The 21,202-nt window shown below is 71.0% G+C and carries 24 protein-coding genes and 1 riboswitch; of the genes, 11 read left to right on the top strand and 13 right to left on the bottom strand.

Annotated elements, in window-relative coordinates:
• Positions 1 to 59 precede the first annotated feature (59 nt).
• The 3 genes from thiE to NGB36_RS13340 form a co-directional block, all read right to left on the bottom strand.
• Entirely contained in the window at positions 60 to 785 is a 726-nt protein-coding gene (gene thiE, locus NGB36_RS13330) for a thiamine phosphate synthase (RefSeq protein WP_255920442.1), read from the bottom strand.
• A gap of 40 nt (positions 786 to 825) precedes the next feature.
• The gene (locus NGB36_RS13335) at positions 826 to 1,200 is read right to left on the bottom strand and encodes an Rv2175c family DNA-binding protein (protein ID WP_255920443.1); all 375 of its coding nucleotides are present in this window, start codon (positions 1,198 to 1,200) and stop codon (positions 826 to 828) included.
• 139 nt (positions 1,201 to 1,339) lie between these two features.
• Positions 1,340 to 2,509: an NAD(P)/FAD-dependent oxidoreductase gene (locus NGB36_RS13340; protein ID WP_255920541.1), complete on the bottom strand. Its 1,170-nt coding sequence runs from the start codon at positions 2,507 to 2,509 to the stop codon at positions 1,340 to 1,342.
• Positions 2,510 to 2,779: 270 nt separating this feature from the next.
• Positions 2,780 to 2,893, top strand: a riboswitch (TPP riboswitch).
• Between NGB36_RS13340 and thiO the strand changes: the two genes are divergently transcribed.
• From thiO to NGB36_RS13365, 5 genes are all read left to right on the top strand, one after another.
• Positions 2,890 to 4,065, top strand: coding sequence for a glycine oxidase ThiO (gene thiO, locus NGB36_RS13345; RefSeq protein ID WP_255920444.1), 1,176 nt, complete (start codon positions 2,890 to 2,892; stop codon positions 4,063 to 4,065). Its footprint overlaps the riboswitch before it by 4 nt.
• Positions 4,062 to 4,277 carry a sulfur carrier protein ThiS gene (gene thiS, locus NGB36_RS13350; protein WP_255920445.1) on the top strand — a complete coding sequence of 72 codons (216 nt, stop codon included), beginning with the start codon at positions 4,062 to 4,064 and terminating at the stop codon, positions 4,275 to 4,277. The genes thiO and thiS overlap by 4 nt, the downstream gene beginning before the upstream one ends.
• Before the next feature lie 7 nt (positions 4,278 to 4,284).
• Complete coding sequence (locus NGB36_RS13355) at positions 4,285 to 5,127, top strand: thiazole synthase (RefSeq protein ID WP_255920446.1); 843 nt, start codon at positions 4,285 to 4,287, stop codon at positions 5,125 to 5,127.
• Positions 5,128 to 5,152: 25 nt separating this feature from the next.
• Positions 5,153 to 7,090: a Stk1 family PASTA domain-containing Ser/Thr kinase gene (pknB, locus tag NGB36_RS13360; RefSeq protein WP_255920447.1), complete on the top strand. Its 1,938-nt coding sequence runs from the start codon at positions 5,153 to 5,155 to the stop codon at positions 7,088 to 7,090.
• Positions 7,087 to 8,004, top strand: a complete 918-nt coding sequence (locus NGB36_RS13365; protein WP_255920542.1) for a deoxyribonuclease IV — start codon at positions 7,087 to 7,089, stop codon at positions 8,002 to 8,004. The genes pknB and NGB36_RS13365 overlap by 4 nt, the downstream gene beginning before the upstream one ends.
• Here the strand turns inward: NGB36_RS13365 and NGB36_RS13370 are convergent.
• Positions 7,998 to 8,615 (bottom strand): sulfite oxidase-like oxidoreductase, encoded by a 618-nt coding sequence (locus NGB36_RS13370; RefSeq protein WP_255920448.1) that lies wholly within the window; start codon positions 8,613 to 8,615, stop codon positions 7,998 to 8,000. The genes NGB36_RS13365 and NGB36_RS13370 overlap by 7 nt on opposite strands.
• Positions 8,616 to 8,790: 175 nt before the next feature.
• Here NGB36_RS13370 and bfr point away from each other — a divergent pair, with 175 nt between their 5' ends.
• Positions 8,791 to 9,273, top strand: coding sequence for a bacterioferritin (gene bfr / locus NGB36_RS13375; protein WP_255920449.1), 483 nt, complete (start codon positions 8,791 to 8,793; stop codon positions 9,271 to 9,273).
• Positions 9,274 to 9,276: 3 nt separating this feature from the next.
• Here the strand turns inward: bfr and NGB36_RS13380 are convergent, their stop codons facing one another.
• Together NGB36_RS13380 and NGB36_RS13385 are read right to left on the bottom strand one after the other, a co-directional pair.
• Entirely contained in the window at positions 9,277 to 9,534 is a 258-nt protein-coding gene (locus tag NGB36_RS13380) for a (2Fe-2S)-binding protein (protein WP_255920450.1), read from the bottom strand.
• A 148-nt stretch (positions 9,535 to 9,682) separates the two neighbouring features.
• The gene (locus tag NGB36_RS13385) at positions 9,683 to 11,032 is read right to left on the bottom strand and encodes a class II 3-deoxy-7-phosphoheptulonate synthase (RefSeq protein ID WP_255920451.1); all 1,350 of its coding nucleotides are present in this window, start codon (positions 11,030 to 11,032) and stop codon (positions 9,683 to 9,685) included.
• Positions 11,033 to 11,127: 95 nt separating this feature from the next.
• Here NGB36_RS13385 and NGB36_RS13390 point away from each other — a divergent pair, with 95 nt between their 5' ends.
• Both NGB36_RS13390 and NGB36_RS33425 read left to right on the top strand, forming a co-directional pair.
• A complete protein-coding gene (locus NGB36_RS13390; RefSeq protein WP_255920452.1) occupies positions 11,128 to 11,439 on the top strand; it encodes a type II toxin-antitoxin system Phd/YefM family antitoxin in 312 nt (103 codons plus the stop codon).
• The gene (locus tag NGB36_RS33425) at positions 11,436 to 11,726 is read left to right on the top strand and encodes a type II toxin-antitoxin system RelE family toxin (RefSeq protein ID WP_255920453.1); all 291 of its coding nucleotides are present in this window, start codon (positions 11,436 to 11,438) and stop codon (positions 11,724 to 11,726) included. Before NGB36_RS13390 ends, NGB36_RS33425 begins: the two co-directional genes overlap by 4 nt.
• Before the next feature lie 124 nt (positions 11,727 to 11,850).
• Here NGB36_RS33425 and NGB36_RS13400 read toward each other — a convergent pair whose 3' ends face one another.
• Positions 11,851 to 12,834, bottom strand: a complete 984-nt coding sequence (locus NGB36_RS13400; protein WP_372509432.1) for a threo-3-hydroxy-L-aspartate ammonia-lyase — start codon at positions 12,832 to 12,834, stop codon at positions 11,851 to 11,853.
• Complete coding sequence (locus tag NGB36_RS13405; protein ID WP_255920455.1) at positions 12,831 to 13,070, bottom strand: ATP-binding protein; 240 nt, start codon at positions 13,068 to 13,070, stop codon at positions 12,831 to 12,833. The genes NGB36_RS13400 and NGB36_RS13405 overlap by 4 nt, the downstream gene beginning before the upstream one ends.
• On the opposite strand from NGB36_RS13405, the gene NGB36_RS13410 reads away from it, so the two are divergent.
• Together NGB36_RS13410 and NGB36_RS13415 are read left to right on the top strand one after the other, a co-directional pair.
• Positions 13,059 to 13,220, top strand: coding sequence for a DUF397 domain-containing protein (locus NGB36_RS13410; protein WP_255920456.1), 162 nt, complete (start codon positions 13,059 to 13,061; stop codon positions 13,218 to 13,220). The two genes, NGB36_RS13405 and NGB36_RS13410, sit on opposite strands and share 12 nt — an antisense overlap.
• Positions 13,221 to 13,317: 97 nt before the next feature.
• Positions 13,318 to 14,934 carry a penicillin-binding transpeptidase domain-containing protein gene (locus tag NGB36_RS13415; RefSeq protein ID WP_255920457.1) on the top strand — a complete coding sequence of 539 codons (1,617 nt, stop codon included), beginning with the start codon at positions 13,318 to 13,320 and terminating at the stop codon, positions 14,932 to 14,934.
• 25 nt (positions 14,935 to 14,959) lie between these two features.
• On the opposite strand, the gene NGB36_RS13420 is transcribed toward NGB36_RS13415, so the two are convergent.
• Together NGB36_RS13420 and NGB36_RS13425 are read right to left on the bottom strand one after the other, a co-directional pair.
• Positions 14,960 to 15,409, bottom strand: a complete 450-nt coding sequence (locus tag NGB36_RS13420; RefSeq protein ID WP_255920458.1) for a type II toxin-antitoxin system VapC family toxin — start codon at positions 15,407 to 15,409, stop codon at positions 14,960 to 14,962.
• A complete protein-coding gene (locus tag NGB36_RS13425) occupies positions 15,399 to 15,629 on the bottom strand; it encodes an AbrB/MazE/SpoVT family DNA-binding domain-containing protein (RefSeq protein WP_255920459.1) in 231 nt (76 codons plus the stop codon). The genes NGB36_RS13420 and NGB36_RS13425 overlap by 11 nt, the downstream gene beginning before the upstream one ends.
• A gap of 259 nt (positions 15,630 to 15,888) precedes the next feature.
• Between NGB36_RS13425 and NGB36_RS13430 the strand changes: the two genes are divergently transcribed.
• Complete coding sequence (locus NGB36_RS13430; protein WP_255920543.1) at positions 15,889 to 17,865, top strand: chorismate-binding protein; 1,977 nt, start codon at positions 15,889 to 15,891, stop codon at positions 17,863 to 17,865.
• Positions 17,866 to 18,029: 164 nt separating this feature from the next.
• Here NGB36_RS13430 and NGB36_RS13435 read toward each other — a convergent pair whose 3' ends face one another.
• The 3 genes from NGB36_RS13435 to macS all read right to left on the bottom strand — a co-directional run bounded on the left by NGB36_RS13435 (position 18,030) and on the right by macS (position 21,189).
• On the bottom strand, positions 18,030 to 19,058 hold the full coding sequence (locus tag NGB36_RS13435) for a 6-phosphofructokinase (RefSeq protein WP_255920460.1): 1,029 nt from the start codon (positions 19,056 to 19,058) through the stop codon (positions 18,030 to 18,032).
• 185 nt (positions 19,059 to 19,243) lie between these two features.
• Entirely contained in the window at positions 19,244 to 19,921 is a 678-nt protein-coding gene (locus NGB36_RS13440; protein ID WP_255920461.1) for a response regulator, read from the bottom strand.
• Complete coding sequence (macS, locus tag NGB36_RS13445) at positions 19,903 to 21,189, bottom strand: MacS family sensor histidine kinase (RefSeq protein ID WP_255920462.1); 1,287 nt, start codon at positions 21,187 to 21,189, stop codon at positions 19,903 to 19,905. The genes NGB36_RS13440 and macS overlap by 19 nt, the downstream gene beginning before the upstream one ends.
• Between the last annotated feature and the right edge of the window lie 13 nt (positions 21,190 to 21,202).

Genomic DNA, 21,202 nt, shown 5'->3' on the forward strand with positions numbered 1-21,202 from the left:
TTCAGGCTATCGGCCGGTGCGACAGTACGTAACCGGCTCGGTCGATATGTCCGCTATGATCAAATATTGGCTCGCCGCTCGTCCACGTTGCGGACGATTTCGGCGAGCCGCGCCGCCGCCTCCCCCGGATCGTCGGCCTCGGTGATCGCACGGACGACGACGATCCTGCGGGCGCCGGCCGCCAGCACCCGCCCGACATTGGACAGGTCGATCCCCCCGATGGCGAACCACGGCCTGTCGGTGCCGAGTCCTGCCGCGTACTCGACCAGCGGCAGCCCCGGCGCATGCCGTCCCGGCTTGGTCGGGGTGGGCCACACCGGCCCGGTGCAGAAGTAGTCCGCACCGGGCTCGGCGGCGGCCGCGGCCGCTTCGGATTCGGCGTGGCAGGAGCGCCCGATCACCACCTCGTCGCCCACGATGGCGCGGGCAGCGGGCACCGGCAGATCGCCCTGGCCGAGGTGGAGCACGTCCGCACCGGCAGCATGGGCCACATCGGCTCGGTCGTTGACGGCGAGGAGCTTGCCGTGCTTGCGGCAGGCGGCGGCCAAGACCTCGAGGTGCTCCAACTCCTCGCGCGCCTCCAGCCCCTTCTCCCGCAGCTGCACGATGTCGACGCCGCCCGCGGCTCCGCCGGCGAGCACCGCGTCCAGGAACTCGGCCAGGTCACCCTGGCGCTTACGGGCGTCGGTGCACAGGTAAACGCGGGCCTCGGCGAGCTTGGCCCGCCTCTGGCGCGCGGTGGCGGTGGCTGTGCCGGTGGAACCGGCGGCGACGTCGGCGGTCATGCGGTGGCGCTCCCCCCTGGTCGGGCCCCCTGCGGGGTGGTCAGACGGCGAGCGCCTGTGCGCGGCGCTTCACCTCGGTACCGCGATTCTCGCGCAACGCCTGTGCAGGGGTGCCGGGCAGGGTCGAGTCTTCGGTGAACAGCCACTCCAGCGCCTCTTCGTCGCTGAAGCCGTCGTCCTTGAGCAGGGTGAGGGTGCCGACGAGCCCCTTGATCACCTTGCCTTCGCCGACGAAGGCTGCGGGAACCATCAGAACCCGGTTCTCCCCCCGCCGCACCGCGATCAGCTGGCCCTCCTTGACCAGCTGCCGGACGCGCGTCACTTCGACGCCGAGCTTTTCGGCGACATCAGGGAGGGTGAGCCAGGACGGTACGAGGGCGTCAATCTTTGGGTCAATCGACGTGAAAGCAGTCACGGGGACAAGCCTGCCATCCCCTACCGACAACTGGTAGCCGGACGGGCCCGTACGGGCCGGACACCACCCCTGACCAGGCAAACCTGCCCGCGGCGCCCGCCCGGGGCGTCACCCCGGAACGCCACGCCCGCGACCTCGCCTACGCCGCGCTGCGCACCGCTGCCTTGAGCGGCACCCCGGGGTCGGCCGCCGTCGCGGCGTCGATCACCGCACCGCGCTCGATCAGCTTGCGCCCCTGCGCGAGGTCGCGCGGCCGCCCGACGGCGAGCAGCGCCACCAGCATGCCGTCCCTCAACCAGCACACCGACCAGGAGGCGCCGGCCGGGTCTCCCCGGTGCACCAGCTCGTCGGCGTCCACGTGATGCCCCGCGTACTGCACGAAGCGGCCGAACTGCTCCGACCAGAAGTACGGCACCGGGTCGTAGACCTCGTCACCGCCCAGCAGGTTCGCGGCAGCCGTGCGCGGCCCCTGCACCGCGTTGTCCCAGTGGTGGATCAGCAAGCGCTCGCCATAGCGCGCGGACGGGAACGAGGCGCAGTCGCCCACCGCGTACACACCGGGTACGGAGGTGCGCAGCCGGTCGTCGGCGAGCACCGCGCGGTCGGCGCCGAGCGCCACGCCCGATCCGGCGAGCCAGTCGGTGGCCGGGCGGGCACCGATCCCGACGACCGTGGCATCCGCAGCCAGGCTCCTGCCGTCCTCCAGGCGCACCGCGCCCGGCTCGACCTGCGAGACCTTCGCGCCCGTCATCAGATCGACCCCGGCCGCCGCGTACCAGTCGCGCATCGGCGCGGAGATCTCGGGCGGCAGCACCCCGGCGAGCGGCCGGTCGGCGGCCTCCACCACGGTCACCGGGCACCCCGACTCGCGCGCCGCGGTCGCGAACTCGGCGCCGATCCACCCCGCGCCCACCACCACGATCTCGCGCTTCTCGGAGAGCACCGGCCGCAGTGCGTCCGCGTCGTCGAGGGTGCGCAGCACATGTATCCCGGGCGCGCCCGCGGAGCCGGGCAGCATGATCGGCTCGGCACCGGTGGCGATCACCAGGCGGTCGTACGCCACCGGGCCCTCGGCCGTCACCACCCGGCGCTCGCCGGGGAGCAGCGCGTCGGCGCGCAGACCGAGCCGCAGCTCGATGCCGAGCCCGGCGAAGTCCACCTCGAACGCCGAACCGTCGGCCGCGCCGAGCAGCACGGACTTCGACAGCGGCGGCCGGTCGTACGGAGGGTGCCGCTCCGCCCCGAGCAGCACGATCTCCCCCGGGAAGCCTTGTTCGCGCAGGGACACCGCGGTCTGCACCCCGGCCATCCCCGCGCCGACCACCACGATCCGGCGCACACTGCGGTCATCGCTCACGCGATCACGGTAGCTCCGGAGGAACCGCTTTCCGTAGCCGTACACGACGAGATGTCTGACACATCGTCACCGTCATGGGCGGCCCTGCTGCCGCGCGCCGGCGCAATCGCTCCGTTCGCTTCTCCGCCCTCCCCCTGCTCCGCGGGGTATCCCCTCTCGCGTGCGTCGCTCGCAGTCGACCGCCTCTACTGCGGGCCTCCGGCACGTACTACAGTGACGGCGAAGTGCACTCGCGGGAGCCCGGACGCACCGGGCTGAGAGGGCGGCTGGGCGGCCGCCGACCGTACGAACCTGATCCGGGTCATGCCGGCGAAGGGAGGAGCGGGACAGTCATGCATTCATCTGCGGCGCCGCCGAGCTACGACGTGCTCGTGGTGGGCGGCGGGATCATCGGCCTGGTCACCGCTTGGCGGGCGGCGCAGCACGGGCTGCGCACCGCGGTGGCCGACCCGTCGCCCGGCGGCGGCGCGGCGCATGTGGCCGCCGGAATGCTCGCCGCCGTCACCGAGCTGCAGTACGGCGAGCAGACACTTCTCGACCTCAACCTCGCCTCCGCGCGGCGCTACCCCGACTTCGCCGAGGAACTGTCGCAGGCCACCGGACTCGACCTCGGCTACCGCCGGTGCGGCACCCTCGCCGTGGCCCTCGACGCCGACGACCGCGCGGCCCTGCGCGAACTCCACGCCTTCCAGCGCTCCTTGGGCCTGCAGGCCGAGTGGCTCAGCGGCCGCGACTGCCGTCGTCTCGAACCGATGCTGGCACCGGGCGTGCGCGGCGGACTGCGGGTGGACGGCGACCACCAGATCGACCCGCGGCGGCTGGCGAAGGCCCTGCTGAGCGCGGCGCAGCTGGCGGGTGTGGCCTTCCACCGCGACCCGGTCGAAAGGATCAGCGTCGTGCGGGGCATGGCCGCCGGCGCGGTGCTGCGCGGCGGTACGACGATCTGCGCGGGCCAGGTGGTGCTCGCCGCCGGCAGCCGCAGCGGCACCGTCGAAGGGCTCCCGGAGGAACTGCTGCCGCCGGTGCGCCCGGTCAAGGGGCAGGTGCTGCGGCTACGCGTCCCCGGTGCTCTGGCCCCGTTCCTCTCCCGCACGGTGCGCGCCGTGGTCCGCGGCGGTCACGTTTACCTCGTACCGCGCGAGAACGGCGAGCTGGTCGTCGGGGCCACCAGCGAGGAGCTCGGCTGGGACACCACCGTCACCGCGGGCGGCGTCTACGAGCTGCTGCGCGACGCCCACGAGCTCGTCCCCGGCATCACGGAACTGCCCCTCACCGAGACGCTCGCGGGCCTGCGCCCCGGCTCTCCCGACAACGCGCCGATGCTCGGCCCGACCGAGCTGCCGGGGCTCGTGCTCGCCACCGGCCACCACCGCAACGGAGTGCTGCTCACCCCCATCACCGGCGATGTGATGGCCGAGGTGCTCACCACCGGAGCCCTCCCGGCCGGCGCCCGCGCCTTCTCCCCGGCACGCTTCTCCTCCCGAACGCTCCAGGAGCAGCCAGCATGACCCCTGACCGTCTCCACGTATCGCTCAATGGCGAGCCCCGTGAGGTCCCCGACGGCCTCACCCTCGACCGGCTGGTCGCCACGTTGACCACCGCGCCCTCCGGAGTCGCCGCGGCCGTCAACGAGACGGTGATCCCGCGCAGCCGCTGGCACGACACCCGGCTGGGCGCGGGTGACCGCGTCGAGGTCCTCACCGCGGTCCAGGGAGGCTGACGCAACGATGGCTGATGATCCGCTGATCATCGCAGGGACGAGCTTCACCTCCCGCCTGATCATGGGTACCGGCGGTGCACCGAGCCTGGAGGTGCTCGAACGGTCGCTGCTCGCCTCCGGCACGCAGCTGACCACGGTCGCGATGCGCCGCCTCGACCCGACCGTCAAGGGGTCGGTGCTCTCCGTCCTCCACAAGCACGGCATCCGTGTGCTGCCCAACACGGCGGGCTGCTTCACGGCGGGCGAGGCCGTGCTCACCGCGCGCCTCGCGCGCGAAGCGCTCGGCACCGACTGGGTGAAGCTGGAGGTCGTCGCCGACGAGCGCACCCTGCTGCCCGATCCGGTCGAGCTGCTCGACGCCGCCGAGACGCTGGTCGACGACGGTTTCACGGTCCTGCCGTACACCAACGACGACCCGGTGCTCGCCCGCAGGCTGGAGGAGGCCGGCTGTGCGGCGATCATGCCGTTGGGCTCGCCCATCGGTTCCGGCCTCGGCATCCGCAATCCGCACAACTTCCAGCTGATCATCGAGCGCGCGGGTGTGCCGGTGATCCTCGACGCGGGAGCCGGCACGGCCTCCGACGCGGCGCTGGCGATGGAGCTCGGCTGCGAGGCCGTGATGCTCGCCTCCGCCGTGACCCGGGCGCAGGAGCCGGTGCTGATGGCGGAGGCGATGCGGCACGCGGTGGAGGCCGGGCGTCTCGCCCACCGCGCCGGCCGCATCCCGCGCCGTCACCATGCGCAGGCGTCCTCGCCGGTCGACGGTCTCGCCGCGTTCGACGGCACCGCCGGCGGGACCGAGGGAGCCGTCGAAGGGAGCTTCGATCCCGAGCGACCGGCATTCCGCTGAGCCGCGGCTCGTAAACTGCCGTTTCGTGGATACGACCCTGCAGGACCCCCTCGTCGGCCACGTCCTCGACGGGCGGTACCGGATCGAGTCGCGCATCGCCGTCGGCGGCATGGCCACGGTCTACCGGGCCGTGGACGCCCGACTCGACCGCGTGCTGGCGCTGAAGGTGATGCACCCGTCGCTCGCCGCGGACGGCGGCTTCGTCGAGCGGTTCATCCGCGAGGCGAAGGCCGCCGCACGGCTGGACCACACCAACGTCGTCGGGGTCTACGACCAGGGCACCGACGGCAGCTACGTCTACCTCGCCATGGAGTACGTCGCCGGGTGCACGCTGCGCGACGTGCTGCGCGAGCGCGGCGCCCTGCAGCCGCGCGCCGCCCTCGACATCCTGGAGCCGGTGCTCGCCGCGCTCGGCGCCGCCCACCGAGCGGGTCTCGTCCACCGCGACATGAAGCCGGAGAACGTCCTGATCGGCGACGACGGGCGGGTCAAGGTCGCGGACTTCGGCCTGGTGCGGGCGGTCGGCACCGACACCACCACCTCGACCGGCTCCGTCCTCGGCACGGTCTCGTACCTCGCCCCGGAACAGATCGAGCACAGCCATGCCGACCAGCGCTCCGACGTCTACGCGTGCGGGGTGCTGCTCTACGAGATGCTCACCGGCGCCAAGCCGCACGGCGGGGACACTCCCGCGCAGATCCTCTACCAGCACCTCCACCAGGACGTCCCGCCGCCGTCCGCCGCCGTCCCCGGGCTCGCCGCGGGGCTGGACTCCCTGGTGGCGGCGGCCACGGCGCGCGACCCGCAGGCGAGGCCCGCCGATGCCGTCGCGCTGCTCGCGCACCTGCGGACCGTGCGCGGCGCGCTGACGCAGGCGCAGCTCGACTCCGTACCGCCGCAGGCCTCGGGCACGGCGCTGGGCGTCGGCGCCGAGGATCCCACCACCGTCCTGAGCGCTGCCGGCGCCGGTTCCCGTAGCAGGGCGAAACGCACCGCACCGCCCCTCGACCGCACCAGCCGCTACCAGGTCCCGCCCGACCTCGTCAGGGACGAGGAGCCGCCCGTCGCGCACCGGCGCCGCGGCTCGTCGCGACGCGGGCTGATCGCGATCGTCAGCGTGCTCGCGGCGCTCTTCGGCGTGGGCGCGGTCGTCTGGTACGTCGGCGCGGGCCAGTTCACCAACGTCCCGGCGGTGCTGGCGATGAGCAGCGCCCAGGCCGAGCAGAGGCTGCACGCGGCCGGGCTCGGCGTGAACCTCTCCCAGGCCTACAGCGACACCGTGGCGGCCGATCATGTGATCTCCACCGACCCGGCGCCCGGCGCCCGGATCCGCGGCAACGGAACGGTACGCGTCGTGGTCTCCCGCGGCCCGGAGCAGATCGACGTACCCGACCTGAGCGGCAAGGCGCTGGCGCAGGCGCAACAGCAGCTGGCGGACGACGGTCTGACGGCGGGCGCCGTGACGAAGGCGTTCAGCGACACCGTCCCGGCGGGTTCGGTGATCTCCACCAACCCGCCGCCGGGGGCCCCGCGGCAGTCCGGCGACGCTGTCGCGCTCACGGTGAGCCGGGGCAAGGCGGTAACCGTCCCGGACGTGACGGGCTCCACGGTCAGCGACGCCCAGCAGACACTGGAGGCGGCCGGGTTCAAGGTGCAGATCTCCCCGACCCCGGTCTACTCGGACACCGTGCCGAAGGACTCGGTGGCCCAGGAGAGCCCGGCGGGCGGCGGCCAGGCGGCCGCGGGCGACACGATCACCCTCGCCGTCTCCAAGGGCCAGCAGCTGTTCAAGGTGCCCGATGTGACCGGGCAGGACGTCGGCGCCGCGACGAAGGAGCTGCAGGCGGCCGGGTTCAAGGTGTCGGTGATCCAGCTCTTCCTCACCGGCAAGGTCTTCAGCCAGACGCCCGGCGCGGACTCGATGCAGCCGCGCAACACTACGATCACCTTGTGGGCACGATGAGCGGCGCGATGACGAGCAGCGCGGCGGCGTGGACCGGCGATGCGCGGCTGCGGAATCCGGTCGGCGGCCATGTGCGGGTGGCGGGCGGGCTCGCCACCGCGGGCCTGACCCACGCCCGTGCGATGGGCGCCGAGGTGGTCCAGGTCTTCGTAGCCAATCCGCGCGGCTGGGCGACCCCGACCGGCAACCGGCGGCAGGACGAGGCGTTCCGCGCCGCATGCGCCGAGGAGAGCCTCCCCGCGTACGTCCACGCGCCCTATCTGATCAACTTCGGCTCGCACACCGCGGCGACGGTCGAGAAGTCGGTGGCCGCGCTGCGTCACTCGCTGCGACGGGGCCGCGAGATAGGTGCCTCGGGGGTCGTCGTGCACACCGGCTCGGCGACCGGCGGCCGGGCACGCTCCAAGGCCCTGTCCCAGGTGCGCGAGGAGATGCTGCCGCTGCTGGAGGAGTTGACGCACGACGACGACCCGTGGCTGCTGCTGGAACCGACCGCGGGCCAGGGCGCCTCGCTCTGCTCGCTCGCGGAGGATCTCGGCCCGTACTTCGACGCGCTCGACCGCCATCCACGGCTCGGGGTGTGCCTCGACACCTGCCACGCCTTCGCCGCCGGGCACGACCTGGCGGCGCCCGGCGGGACGAAGGCGCTCCTCGACGAGCTGGTCGAGGTGTGCGGGCAGGGGCGGCTGAAGCTCATCCACGCCAACGACTCCAAGGACGTCGTGGGTGCGCACCTGGACCGGCACGAGAACATCGGCGCCGGGCACATCGGCCTGCAGCCGTTCGCCGACCTGTTCAGCCACCCGGCGACCGACCGGGTGCCGCTGGTGATCGAGACCCCCGGCGCGCAGGCCCAGGACGCGGCCGACGTGGCCCGCCTGAAGGAGCTGCGGGCGCGCGCACACGCTCAGTAGAGCTCGGGACCGTCCCCGAGCTCCTCCTGGTAGGAGTAGCGCTGCTCCCGCCAGGGATCGCCGAGGTTGTGGTAGCCGCGCTCCTCCCAGAAGCCGCGCCGGTCGGCGACCATGTACTCCACGCCGCGGACCCACTTGGGCCCCTTCCACGCATAAAGGCGGGGAACGACGAGCCGGACGGGAAATCCGTGTTCCGCCGTGAGCGGTTCACCGCCCCGATGAGTGGCGAAAAGCGATTTGTCGTCGGCGAAGTCGGCGATCCGCAGGTTGGAGCTGAAGCCGTACTCGGCCCAGACCATCACGTGCGTCACCTCGGGCGCCGGCGGGGCCAGCTCAAGGATCGTGGACGTGGCGACGCCGCCCCATTCGACGCCGAGCATGGAGAACTTCGTGACGCAGTGGAAGTCGCCGATGACGGTGGTCTTGGTCAGCGCCGAGAACTCGTCATGATTCCAGCAGTGCTTCTCGCCGTCGGCGGTCGCGCCGAACACGCGGAATTCCCAGCGGTCAGGCTTGAACCTCGGGACCGGTCCGTAATGCAGCACCGGCCAGCCGCGCTGGAGACGCTGTCCCGGAGGAAGCTCTCCTTCGCGGCGTTCCGACTGACCCATGACTCCATGGTGACAGACCAGGAGGGATGGTCCCGACCATCCCCGGCGCAGATCGGGCATGCCATACCAACCCGCACTAAGCGTGTACTTACTGGATCGCCCCGGTCACCGGTGCCAGGATGCGCCCAATGCGTAGATCCGATGTGTGGTCCACCCGGGAAGGACGGCTTAGGCGATGCAGGGCGACCCCGAGGTCATCGAGTTCCTCAACGAGCAGCTCACGGCAGAACTGACCGCGATCAACCAGTACTTCCTGCATGCGAAGCTGCAGGAGAACAACGGCTGGACGAAGCTCGCGAAGTACACCCGCGCCGAGTCCTTCGACGAGATGCGGCACGCGGAGATCCTCACCGACCGGATCATCTTCCTGGAGGCCCTGCCGAACTACCAGCGGCTCTTCCACATCCGCACGGGCCAGACCGTCACCGAGATGTTCCAGGCGGACCGCCAGGTCGAGATCGAGGCGATCGACCGGCTGCGGCGGGGCATCAACGTGATGCGGGCCAAGGACGACATCACCTCGGCCAACATCTTCGAGTCGATCCTGGCCGACGAGGAGCACCACATCGACTACCTGGACACGCAGCTGGAGCTGGTGGAGAAGCTGGGTGAGCCGCTCTACATCGCCCAGCAGATCGAACAGCCCGACGAATCGTGACCGTCAGGCCGCGTCGGCGACGGCAGGGGCAGCGGGGACAGCGGCCGCCGTCGGCGTGAGGCGCGCCTGGAGCTCGGCGCGGGATGCGCAGCCGGCACCGCGTCCGAGGAGGGCCTGTATCCGGCGCACGCAGGACCCGCAGTCGGTGCCCGCCTTGCAGGCGGAGGCGACGTCGCGCGGGGTGCAGGCACCGGATTCCTTGTGCGCGTGCACCTGTGCCTCGGTGATGCCGAAGCAGTGGCAGACGTACACGCGGTTCACCCCCTGCGGGATCTCGGGCCTTGGCTGGAACGGATGACCTCTGACTGCTGAGGTTAACCTAACCTTACCCGTTGCCGCCAGGCCCGGAAAAGCGTCAAGGGGCGCGGACCGATGTGATCCGCGCCCCTTTTCACGTGTGCTCCCGGGGTCACTGCCCCCGGTACATCTCTGCCACCAGGAACGCCAGGTCCAGCGACTGGCTGCGGTTGAGCCGTGGGTCGCACGCCGTCTCGTAACGCTGGTGCAGGTCGTCGACGAAGATCTCGTCGCCGCCGCCGACGCACTCGGTGACGTCGTCACCGGTCAGCTCCACGTGGATGCCGCCCGGGTGGGTGCCGAGCCCCTTGTGCACCTCGAAGAAGCCCTTGACCTCGTCAAGCACGTCGTCGAAGCGGCGCGTCTTGTGTCCGGAGGCCGCCTCGAAGGTGTTGCCGTGCATCGGGTCGCACACCCATGCCACCTGCGCACCGGACGCGGTGATCTTGTCCACCAGGGCCGGGAGCCTGTCGCGGATCTTGTCCGCGCCCATCCGGGTGATGAAGGTGAGCCGCCCCGGCTCGCGCTCCGGGTCGAGCCGGTCGATCAGCGTCAGCGCTTCCTCGGGCGTCGTCATCGGACCGAGCTTCACCCCGATCGGATTGCGGATCTTCGAGGCGAACTCGATGTGCGCATGGTCCAGCTGCCGGGTGCGCTCGCCGATCCACACCATGTGCGCCGAGACGTCGTACAGGTTCCCGGTGCGCGAGTCGGTACGGGTGAGCGCCGACTCGTAGTCGAGAATGAGCGCCTCGTGCGAGGAGTAGAACTCGACGGTCTTGAACTCCTCAGGGTCCGTCCCGCAGGCCCGCATGAAGTTCAGCGCGTTGTCGATCTCGCGCGCCAGCGCCTCGTAGCGCTGCCCGGACGGCGAGGACTTCACGAAGTCCTGGTTCCAGGCGTGCACCTGGCGCAGGTCCGCGTAGCCACCGGTGGCGAACGCACGCACCAGGTTCAGCGTGGCCGCCGACGAGTGGTACATCCGCTTGAGCCGCTGCGGATCGGGCGTACGCGCCTCGGGCGTGAAGGCGAAGCCGTTGACGCTGTCGCCCCGGTACGTCGGCAGGGTCACCCCGTCGCGCGTCTCGGTCGGCTTCGAGCGCGGCTTGGAGTACTGCCCGGCGATCCGCCCGACCTTCACCACCGGCACGGAGGCCGCGTAGGTGAGCACCGCGCCCATCTGCAGCAGCGTCTTGAGCTTGTTGCGGATCTGGTCCGCGGAGACGGCGTCGAAGGCCTCGGCGCAGTCGCCGCCCTGCAGCAGGAACGCCTCACCACGGGCGACGGCGCCCATGCGGGCACGCAGCTGGTCGCACTCGCCCGCGAAGACGAGCGGCGGATACGACTCGAGGTCCGCGATCACATCGCGCAGAGCCTCGGGATCCGGCCACTCGGGCTGCTGCGCCGCGGGAAGGTCTCGCCAGCTCTTGGCACCGGCGTGGGTTTCGGCATTCACGGTCACATGGACAAGGTTACGGGGTGGTGACCGAGGCCTGGGTCTTGGCCCAGCAGGTGAGACGCGGCGCGGCGGCCGACGTTTGACGCACGCGCCAATCGGTGACCAGAATTCAGGTCATGACGACGATACCACTGGCGGACGCCAAGGCGCGGCTTTCTGCCGTACTGGACGAGGTGCGCGACACCCACGAACGTGTCGTGATCACTCGGAACGGCAGACCTGAAGCCGTGATCATGTCGGTGTCGGATTTGGAAGCGCTGGAAGAGACGCTGGACCTCCTGAGCACCCCCGGCGCACTCGGCCAGATCGCCGAGGCGGAGCAGGACATCGATCGAGGCGAAGGCACTGACGCCGAAGAGCTCCGACGCCTGATGCAAGAGCGGTCGCGCGCCGAGCAGGAGCGCGAGTGAGCGACGAGGCATACACCCTGGCGCTTGCACCTGCCGCGCGACGGGCCCTCACCGAACCGCCCCCAAAGGGACTCCCCTTCGCCGTAGCCACTGCGGTCACCGAGTTCATCACGGGCGCACTTGTGGACAATCCCCAACGCGTGGGCAAGCCCCTGATGCGTGAACTGGCCGGCTACCACTCGGTGCGACGAGGTGCGTACCGCGTCGTCTGCCGCATCCTCGAAGCCGAGCGCGTGGTGCGTGTTGTACGTATCGACCACCGCGCGGATGTCTACCACACCCGATAGGCGAAGCCACCGTCAACGCGGCACTGGAAGACTCCGGCAAGCGCCGTAAGCGCGAGGACTTCGCCGCATGGCTCGACGAGGGCGGTCTGCCCGACCTCACAGGTACCAGTTGACCAACGGGCGATCAGCGATCGGCGGTGTCATACAAAGAGCGAAACCTCTTCACCGACACGTTCCCTCCCGAGAAGACGACGCCGACGCGCTCGGGGAGCGGGGCGAGCCGGTCGGCGAGGAGCGCGGCGAGACCAACGGCTCCGCTGGGCTCGACGACGGTCTTGAGCCGCTCGAAGGCCAGCGTCATGGCGGACCGGATCTCGTCGTCGCTCACCACGACGATCTCGTCGACCAGACGGCGGACGACGGAGAAGGTCAGCTCGCCGGGCATGTCGATCGCCAGCCCGTCCGCGATGGTGCGCGGCACGTCGATCCGCACCCGCTCGCCTGCCGCGAGCGACCGCCGCGTGTCGTCGCCGTTCTCCGGCTCGACGCCGACGACACGGATCTGCGGGTGCAGCGCCTTGGCGACGGTGGCGCAGCCCGAGATCAGCCCGCCGCCGCCCACCGGGACGACCAGCACGTCGAGCGGTCCGGTCTCCTCCAGCAGCTCCAGGGCGACCGTCCCCTGCCCGGCCATCACGTCGGGGTGGTCGAACGGCGGGATCAGCGTCAGCCCGCGCTCGTCCGCGATCCGCTCGGCGACGGCCCGGCGGTCCTGGGTGTAACGCTCGTAGATCACGATCTCGGCGCCGTAGCCTCGCGTCGCAGCGAGCTTCTCCTGGGGCGCGTCCTCGGGCATGACGATCACGGCGTGCGTCCCGGCGAGCCGGGCGGCGAGTGCGACCGCCTGCGCATGGTTGCCGGAGGAGAACGCGGCCACGCCGCGCCGGAGTTGCTCCGGCGTGAGCCGGGAGATCGCGTTGTAGGCGCCGCGGAACTTGAACGCTCCGACACGCTGGAGGTTCTCGCACTTGAAGTACAGCTGCGCGCCGCCGCACGCTTCGTTCACGGTCCGCGAGGTCAGGACGGGGGTCCGGTGCGCGATCCCGTCGATCCGCTTTGCCGCATCCCGTACGTCGTCCAGCGTCAGCATCCCGGCATTGCTCCTCAGCGCTTGAGCTCGAACCAGACCGTCTTGCCGGGCCCGTCAGGCAGCGGCTCGGCGTCCCAAGCCTCACTGATCAGCGCGACCAACGCCAGCCCGCGCCCACTCTCGCAGAGCCCTTCCGGCTCGCGCGGCCCGGGCAGCGCGGGTGAGCTGTCGCTGACTTCCACCCGCGCCCCCTGCCGTTCCTCCTGCCGCGCGATGACGATCGTGCAGCGCCGGTCCGGGACGTGCTTGAGCACGTTGGTGACCAGCTCCGTGACGGCGAGCTCGGCGGCGTCCGCGAGCTCAAGAACAGCGACGGTCCCGTCCTCACCCTCGTCCCCGCCGCGTTCGCGGCGTTCGTCTCGGCTGCCGTGGCCGGCACGTTCACGCGGCCGGATTGGTCTTGACCTAACCAGCCCCTAGCCTCACACTCGCTCCTGTTGTGATCCTGCGTCGACCATTTCGTGAAGGTCCCGTGGGGTGGGGGGACTGCAGGGGGGCGTCGTGCGTCGCAGCGTCAGGATCGGGATACTCGTCGTCTGCCTTGCGCTGCTGACAATGGCAGGGCTCGGCGTCTACAACGTCTGGCACGGGCTGGCGGGGGACAACACCGCGTCGACCGCGCCGCCCACGGGTACGCGCACCGCGGCGCCCGTCGATCCGGTGCACTTCGCGCAGGCGTTTCTCAACTCCTGGGCGGCGGGGCACTACCAGGGTGCGGCCTCCGACACCAACGATCCCTCCGACGCGGCGGAAGCGCTGCAGGACTTTCATGACGAGTTGAAGCTGACGGGCCTGAGCTTCAGCCGTGTCGCCGCAGATGCGTCCGCTTCACCCCGTGTCACATTCCACGTCAGCGCCCAGCTCGCCGGGCATGGCACATGGTCGTACAACAGCGCGCTGAACGTGGTCGGCGGGGGCGGGCAGGACGCGGTGGACTGGTCGCCGTCCGTGATCAATCCGAAGCTGGCGGCGGGCACCGCCGTGGAGATCGGGGCGGTGCCGCCGTCCGGCGGCTTCACCGTTACCGACGAGAACGGCACGGTGCTCACTGCGGCCGCGTACCCGTCGCTGAGCGGCATCTTCAGCACCCTGGCGAGCCGGCCCGGTGAAGCCGGTCAGGGCCGCAACGGCACCGGGGTGATCGCGGTCAACGCCGACGGTGGGGGCTACGTCGCCACCCTCGACACGTTCACGCCTCCGGTCGCGGGGGCAATCAGGACCACCCTGGACGCGCACCTGCAAGCCGCGGCCGAACAGGCCGTCGCGCAGGCGTCGCACGGCGGCACGCTCGACACCGGGCTCGTCGCCATCGATCCGCGCAACGGCCACATCAAGGCCATCGCGGAGTCACCGGCTGGCGGCTTCGACTGGGCGCTGTCCGGCGCCTATCCGCCCGGCTCGACGATGAAGATCATCACCAGTGCGGCCCTGCTCGACAAGGGCGCCGTCACCGCCACGACCCCGCTTCCCTGCCCCTCGCACTACGCCGTCGACGGCAAGGACTTCACCAACTCCGAGGGCGAGGCGTCCCCGTCCTTCGACCTCACCGACGACTTCGCCCACTCCTGCAACACCGCTTTCATCTCGCTCCACGACAAGCTCACCGATGACGACCTGGCCACCACGGCCAGGAACGACTTCGGCATCGGGCTCGGCTGGAACATCGGTGTCGCCTCTGCCGAGGGGCAGATCCCCACTGCCGCCGGCGATGAGGTCGAAAAGGCCGCGGACATGATCGGGCAGGGGCAGGTGCTGATGAGCCCGCTTCTGATGGCCTCCGTCGGGGCGACCGTCCAATCGGGTACGTTCCGGCAGCCGATTCTCCTGCCGGGGCTCCCCCAGCAGTCCGCGCCCGGCGCACTTCCGCCCGGCACGGACGCGGCGCTCCAGCAGATGATGTCGGCCACCGCCGAGCGCGGCACCGCGGCACCGCGGATGCAGGGGATCGAGGGAGGCGGCGCCAAGACCGGCACGGCCGAGGTGCAGGGACAGAACCCCGACGGCTGGTTCGTCGCCTACGACCACAACCTCGCCGTGGCCGCCGTCGTCACCGGCGGAGGCTACGGCTACACCTCTGCGGGCTACCCCGTACGCGCCGTCCTCCTCGCGGGGCAATGACGCGGCGCGGTCTTGCGGCGTCGGCTCAGCCCGGGCAGATGAGCTCGACCCCGGGGAAGTACGTGCGGTACCTGGACACATCGCGGGTGAGCAGTCGGTGAGACCGGATCGCCGCGTGGGCGCCGATGTAGAAGTCGGGCAGCGGCGTTGCCTTCTGCCCGCCGCGCCTGCGATAGGCCAGGAATGCCTTGCCCGCGAGAAACCCCGCCTCGTAAGGGAGTTCCTCCCGCTGGAAGTCCGAGGGCGGTAGCGCTTCGTCGAGGTCCTCGATGGCGTCGTAGCCCACGGATACTTCGGCGTACACGATCGGGTTAATGACGACCACCCCTTCGTCACGCGCCCGCGCCAGCGCATCGTCGGACCATTGCGCCCACTTGGGATCGTCGGTCGCAATGTCGAGCAGGACGCAGGAGTCCACCAGGGTGGTCGGCTCAACCGTTCCGGAGCCGACAACACGCACGTGGTTACTCGCCACGCAGCAACTCCATGATCTCGTCGGTGCTCATCCGCGTCGTCGCCGTGCCGCGCAGGCGCCGGGTCGCACGCTGGCCACGGGTCAGGCTGCCTTGCCGGCGCACTATCCGCACGGCCCCGTCCTCGTCGATCAGCACGTCCACCTCGTCACCCGGCCGCCAACCGCACTTGTGCCTGATCTCGGCCGGGATCGTGACCTGGCCTTTGCTGTTGAGCCGCATAGTGTGCACCTCCGTATCCCGTATTACGCCCGCTACGTAATACTACCCTCATGTGGAATCCTCGGCCGTGCCTGGAGCCGTGGATCGGGTAAGGTGCGGAGCATGCCCGCGCCGACGATTCTGTTCTGGTGGTGGACCGCTCAACCGGCGGCCCACTGATCGCGCGCAACGAAAGACTTCCGCGAAGGCCGCCCGAGGGGCGGCCTTCGGCGTATCCGCGGGCCGCCCTTCCCCACCGAAGGAGTCCCGCATGACCCGTATGAACCACCCATCGGCCGCTGTCGTCGAGCGGCTGCTCAGCCCCGGCTGCCCGCCGTTCGCGCTGCTGCGGCGCGCGACGCCCGGGCGGGATCACGACATCGTCGAGGTGCTGATCGGGCCTGCCGACGAGGTGCCGCGGCTCGGGGAGATTCCGCTGCCCACGGGCGCGCCGGAGGGCGGGGCCGCGCTCGACGCGCTGGCGCTCGTGCCGTTCCGGCAGATCCGCGAGCGCGGGTTCGATGTGCGGGACGACGGGACGCCGCTGGTCGTGCTACGGCCCGAGGAGAGCCACGAACTGCCGCTCGACGAGCTGATGGACGCACTGCCCGCGCACGGCGTACGGGTCGAGGGCGGGGAGTTCGACATCGACGACGCGTCCTACGCCCGCATCGTCCGGCGGGTGATCGAGGACGAGATCGGGCGCGGCGAGGGCGCCAACTTCGTCATCCGGCGGACCTTCCACGGCACGATCCCGGGATTCGGCGCCCGGGACGCACTGGCGCTCTTCCGGCGGCTGCTCGCGGGTGAACGCGGCGCGTACTGGACCTATGTCGTACACATCGGAAACAACAAGCGGCCCGAAGGGCCTTCCTCGGACGGGCGGGGGCGGGAGACGGGCGGGAGCACGCTGGTCGGGGCGAGCCCCGAGGTCCATGTGCGGATGTCGGGAGGAACGGTGGTGATGAACCCGATCAGCGGGACCTACCGGTATCCGGCGAGCGGCCCTGATGCGGAGGGTCTGCTGGCGTTCCTGCACGACGCCAAGGAGGTCGAGGAGCTCACCATGGTCGTCGATGAGGAGCTGAAGATGATGTGCGCCGTCGGCGACCTCGGCGGGCAGGTGGTCGGGCCGCGGCTGAAGGAGATGGCCCACCTCGCGCACACCGAGTACGAGCTGCGCGGGAGGACGTCGATGGACGTGCGGGACGTGCTGCGCGAGACGATGTTCGCCGCGACCGTGACCGGCTCGCCCGTGCAGAATGCATGCCGGGTCATCGAGCGGTACGAGGCCGAGGGGCGTGGCTATTACGCCGGCGCGCTCGCGCTGATCGGGCGGGACGCGGGCGGGGCGCAGACACTCGATTCCCCGATTCTCATCCGTACCGCCGACATCGGCGCCGACGGGCGGCTGCGGGTTGCCGTGGGCGCGACGCTCGTGCGGCACTCGGACCCGGCCGGCGAGGTGGCCGAGACGCACGCCAAGGCGGCGGGCGTGCTCGCGGCGTTGGGCGTACGGCCCGCTCCCCCGCGCGCGGCGGCTGCACCCCACCCGCGGCTCGCCGACGATCACCGGGTGCGCGCCGCCCTCGACGCGCGGCGGGCGAACCTCGCGCCGTTCTGGCTGCGCATGCAGGTGCACGGTGATCGGCAGCAGGTCGCGCACGCGCTCGTCGTCGACGGCGAGGACAGCTTCACCGCGATGCTCGCCCACGTGCTGCGCTCGGCCGGTCTCGGGGTGACGGTGGTGCGGTACGACGCGCCCGGGTTGCGGGAGACGGTGCTCGCGCACGAGGGGCCGGTCGTGCTGGGGCCGGGTCCGGGCGACCCGAATGACGTGACGGATCCGAAGATGCGGCGACTGCGGGCGCTCGCCGCGGAGTTGGTGGCCGGGCACCGGGTGGGAGGTTTGCTGGGGGTGTGCCTGGGCAATGAGCTGATCGCGGCGGAGCTCGGGCTCGACATCGTCCGCAAGGACGTGCCGTTCCAGGGAGCGCAGGAGCGCATCGACCTGTTCGGGCGCCCCGAGACGGTCGGCTTCTACAACACGTTCACCGCGCGGTGCGACGAGGCGACCGTGCGCGAACTGGGCATGCACGGCATCGAGTTGAGCCGTGACCCGGTGAGCGGCGATGTGCACGCGATGCGCGGGCCGCACTTCGCGGGCGTGCAGTTCCACCCGGAGTCGGTGCTGACGATCAACGGGACGGCGATCGTCGCCGAGCTGCTGGCCGCGGTGGCGGTGCCGAGCCGCTGAGCGCCGGCGTCAGGGCGGTGCTGGACGCCCCGCCCTGACCCAGGGTCTTCCGTTCGCTTCTCCGCCGGCTCCCGCGCTCCGCGGGCAGCCTCGTCCCTCGGCCGGCCTCCCCCTGCCTGCGGCAGGAGGTGCCCCTCCACTTGCTCGCGTGCGAGTCGCTCACGTCATCCGAAGAAGACCTGAGCTTCCTCGTACAGGCTCGGGTCGACGGTCTTCAGCTTCGCGGTCGCCTCCGCGAGCGGCACGCGCACGATGTTCGTGCCGCGCAGCGCGACCATCTTCCCGAAGTCGCGCTCGTGCACGGCGTCGATCGCATGCAGCCCGAACCGGGTGGCGAGCCAGCGGTCGAACGCCGTCGGCGTGCCGCCGCGCTGGATGTGGCCGAGAACCGTCGTGCGTGCCTCCTTGCCGGTGCGCTTCTCGATCTCCTTGGCGAGCCAGTCGCCGATGCCCGACAGCCGTACGTGGCCGAAGGAGTCGAGCGTGCCGTCCTTCGTCACCATGTCGCCGTCCTTGGGCATGGCGCCCTCCGCGACGACGATGATCGGTGCGTACCGGACCTTGAAGCGGCTCTCCACCCACGCGCACACCTGGTCGATGTCGAAGCGGCGTTCGGGGATGAGGATGACGTTGGCGCCGCCCGCCAGGCCGGCATGCAGGGCGATCCAGCCCGCGTGGCGGCCCATCACCTCGATGACGAGGACCCGCATATGGGACTCGGCGGTGGTGTGCAGCCGGTCGATGGCCTCCGTCGCGATGTTGACGGCGGTGTCGAAGCCGAAGGTGTAGTCGGTGGCGTTGAGGTCGTTGTCGATGGTCTTCGGGACGCCGACGCAGGGGATGCCGTAGTCGTCCGAGAGGGTGGACGCCACGCCGAGAGTGTCCTCTCCGCCGATCGCGACGAGGGCGTCCACCTCGTGCTTGGCGAGGTTCTCCTTGACCCGGCGCACGCCGTCCTCCGCCTTGAGCGGATTGGTCCGGGAGGAGCCGAGGATGGTGCCGCCGCGGGGCAGGATGCCGCGGACGGCGGGGATGTCGAGCTTGCTGGTGTCGCCTTCCAGAGGGCCGCGCCAGCCGTCGCGAAAGCCGATGAATTCGTGACCGTACTGCTTCACGCCCTTACGGACCATGGCCCGCATGACGGCGTTGAGACCGGGGCAGTCGCCGCCGCCGGTCAGCACTCCGACCCGCATCGAATCTTTCCCTTCTGCCTGCCTGAGTCCGGACGACGGCAACGCTAGCCGTGATCAGGGTCACAGGGGACGGCGCGGTGTGCGGAATGCTGTCGATTCCCGCCGTTTCAGCGGACCTTGGCCGCCGTCTTCTCACCCGAACGGGTACAGCTCACACGTAGATCGCGCGATAGCTCACGCGTACCTCACGCGTCGTCGAGACCGCGCTCGATCGCATAGCGGACCAGCTCGACACGGTTGTGGAGGTGCAGCTTGCCGAGGGTGTTCTGGACGTGGTTCTGCACGGTGCGGTGCGAGATGACGAGCCGCTCGGCGATCTGGCGGTAGCTCAGCCCCTTGGCGACCAGGCGCAACACCTCCGTCTCGCGCTCGGTGAGCCGGGGCACGTCCGGCTCGTCCGGGGCGGCGGAGCTCTCGGGGGCGGCTGCGAGCCGCCGGTACTCACCGAGAACCAGGCCCGCGAGGCCGGGGGTGAAGACCGGCTCGCCGGCGGCCGTCCTGCGTACCGCGTCGATCAGCTCCTCGCGCGCCGCGGACTTGAGCAGATAGCCGGTGGCGCCGGACTTCACCGCCTCCAGCACGTCCTCGTGCTCACCGCTCGCCGACAGCACCAGCACCCGCAACCGCAACCGCGTGTCGCCGCCGACGAGCTCCTTGCACACCTGCACGCCGGGGACCCCGGGCAGATTGAGGTCGAGGACGAGGACGTGCGGGGCGGTGGCGCGGGCGCGCCTCACTGCTTCGTGGCCGTCGCCCGCGGTGGCCACGACCTCGTAACCGGCCTCGGCGAGGTCGCGGGCGACGGCGTCGCGCCACATGGGGTGGTCGTCGACCACCATCACCTTCACCGGGTCGTCCGACATGCCTCCGCTCCTCCCCGTCCTTTCAATGCGCTGCGCGGTACGCGCAGTTCGACCTCCGTGCCCTGTCCCGGGACGGAGGTGAGCTCGGCGGTGCCGCCGAGGTCGCGCAGCCGTCCACGGATGGACTGGGAGACGCCGAGCCGCCCTTCGCGCTCTGCGTCCGCGAGGCGGCCCTTCCGGATGCCGGGGCCGTCGTCGCGCACGCTCACCCTGACCTCCTGCGGCTCGTCCTCGACGAGGATCCACGCGCACGCATCCGGTCCCGCGTGCCGCGTCACGTTGTCGAGGGCCGCGGCCACGGCGGCGGCGAGCTCACGCGCCGCGTGGGGCGGCAGCAGGACGGGCTCGGCGGGTGCGGCGACGGTGACCTTCGCCCCGGCGTACGGGCGCATCAGGCTGCTCAGATCAACCGGCCCGGTCTCACGCTCGACGTCCTGCGCAAGCGGTGTCCGCTGGACCGGAACGCGCGCGTCGTCCCGTGCGGCGTTCTTCCCACCACCCCGCCCGGCGTTCTTCCCACCACCCCGCCCGGCGTTCTTCCCACCACCCCGCCCGGCCTCCCCCGCCACCAACGCCCGCAGCGCAACCTCCTGTTCGCCGGCCATCCGTCCCAGCTCGGCTGCCTCGCCGCCGACCTCGTTGCCGCGCCGCTGCACCATGGCGAGCACCTGCAGCACGCTGTCGTGGATGTCGCGGGCCAGCCGCTCGCGTTCGCGCGTTGCCGCCTCGATCTGCAGGGCGCGCGACAGCGCCCACTCGCTGCTGCGGGCCACCTCCATCACGTATCCGATGCCCGTGCTGACGAAGAAGAGCAGCACGATGCTGTGCACATTGCCCGCGGCGATCCGCCCGCGCTCGACGATGTTGGAGACCCCGACGATCGCCGAGGCCGCAGCCGCCCACCGCCAGCCGCCCTTGATCGCGAAGGCCAGCACCGGCCCCGCGGCCCAGAAGGACGGCAGGGTGGTGGCGCCGCCCACCACGCGGGCGTGGGTGTCGACGACGGGTGTGAGCAGGATTCCCGCGAGGGCGACGCACAGGTCGGCGATGAGGAACGGGCGGGTGCAGCGGGCCGCGGACGTCATGCGCGGCAAGGTGAGCAGTGTCCACAGGGTGAGTGCGATCATGTAGGCCCAGGCGCCGGCCGGGTGCGCGTACTGCTCGCTGTGGTAGACGTACTTGGCGAACGCGTAGACGAGCGCCAGCACGCGGAACCCGCCGAGTGCGCGCCACAGCGGCTGCTCGACCGATATGCGCGGGTGCGCCACCTCGGCCCCCTCC

It is taken from the genome of Streptomyces humicola, from assembly GCF_024436035.1.
Taxonomy (GTDB): domain Bacteria; phylum Actinomycetota; class Actinomycetes; order Streptomycetales; family Streptomycetaceae; genus Streptantibioticus_B; species Streptantibioticus_B humicola.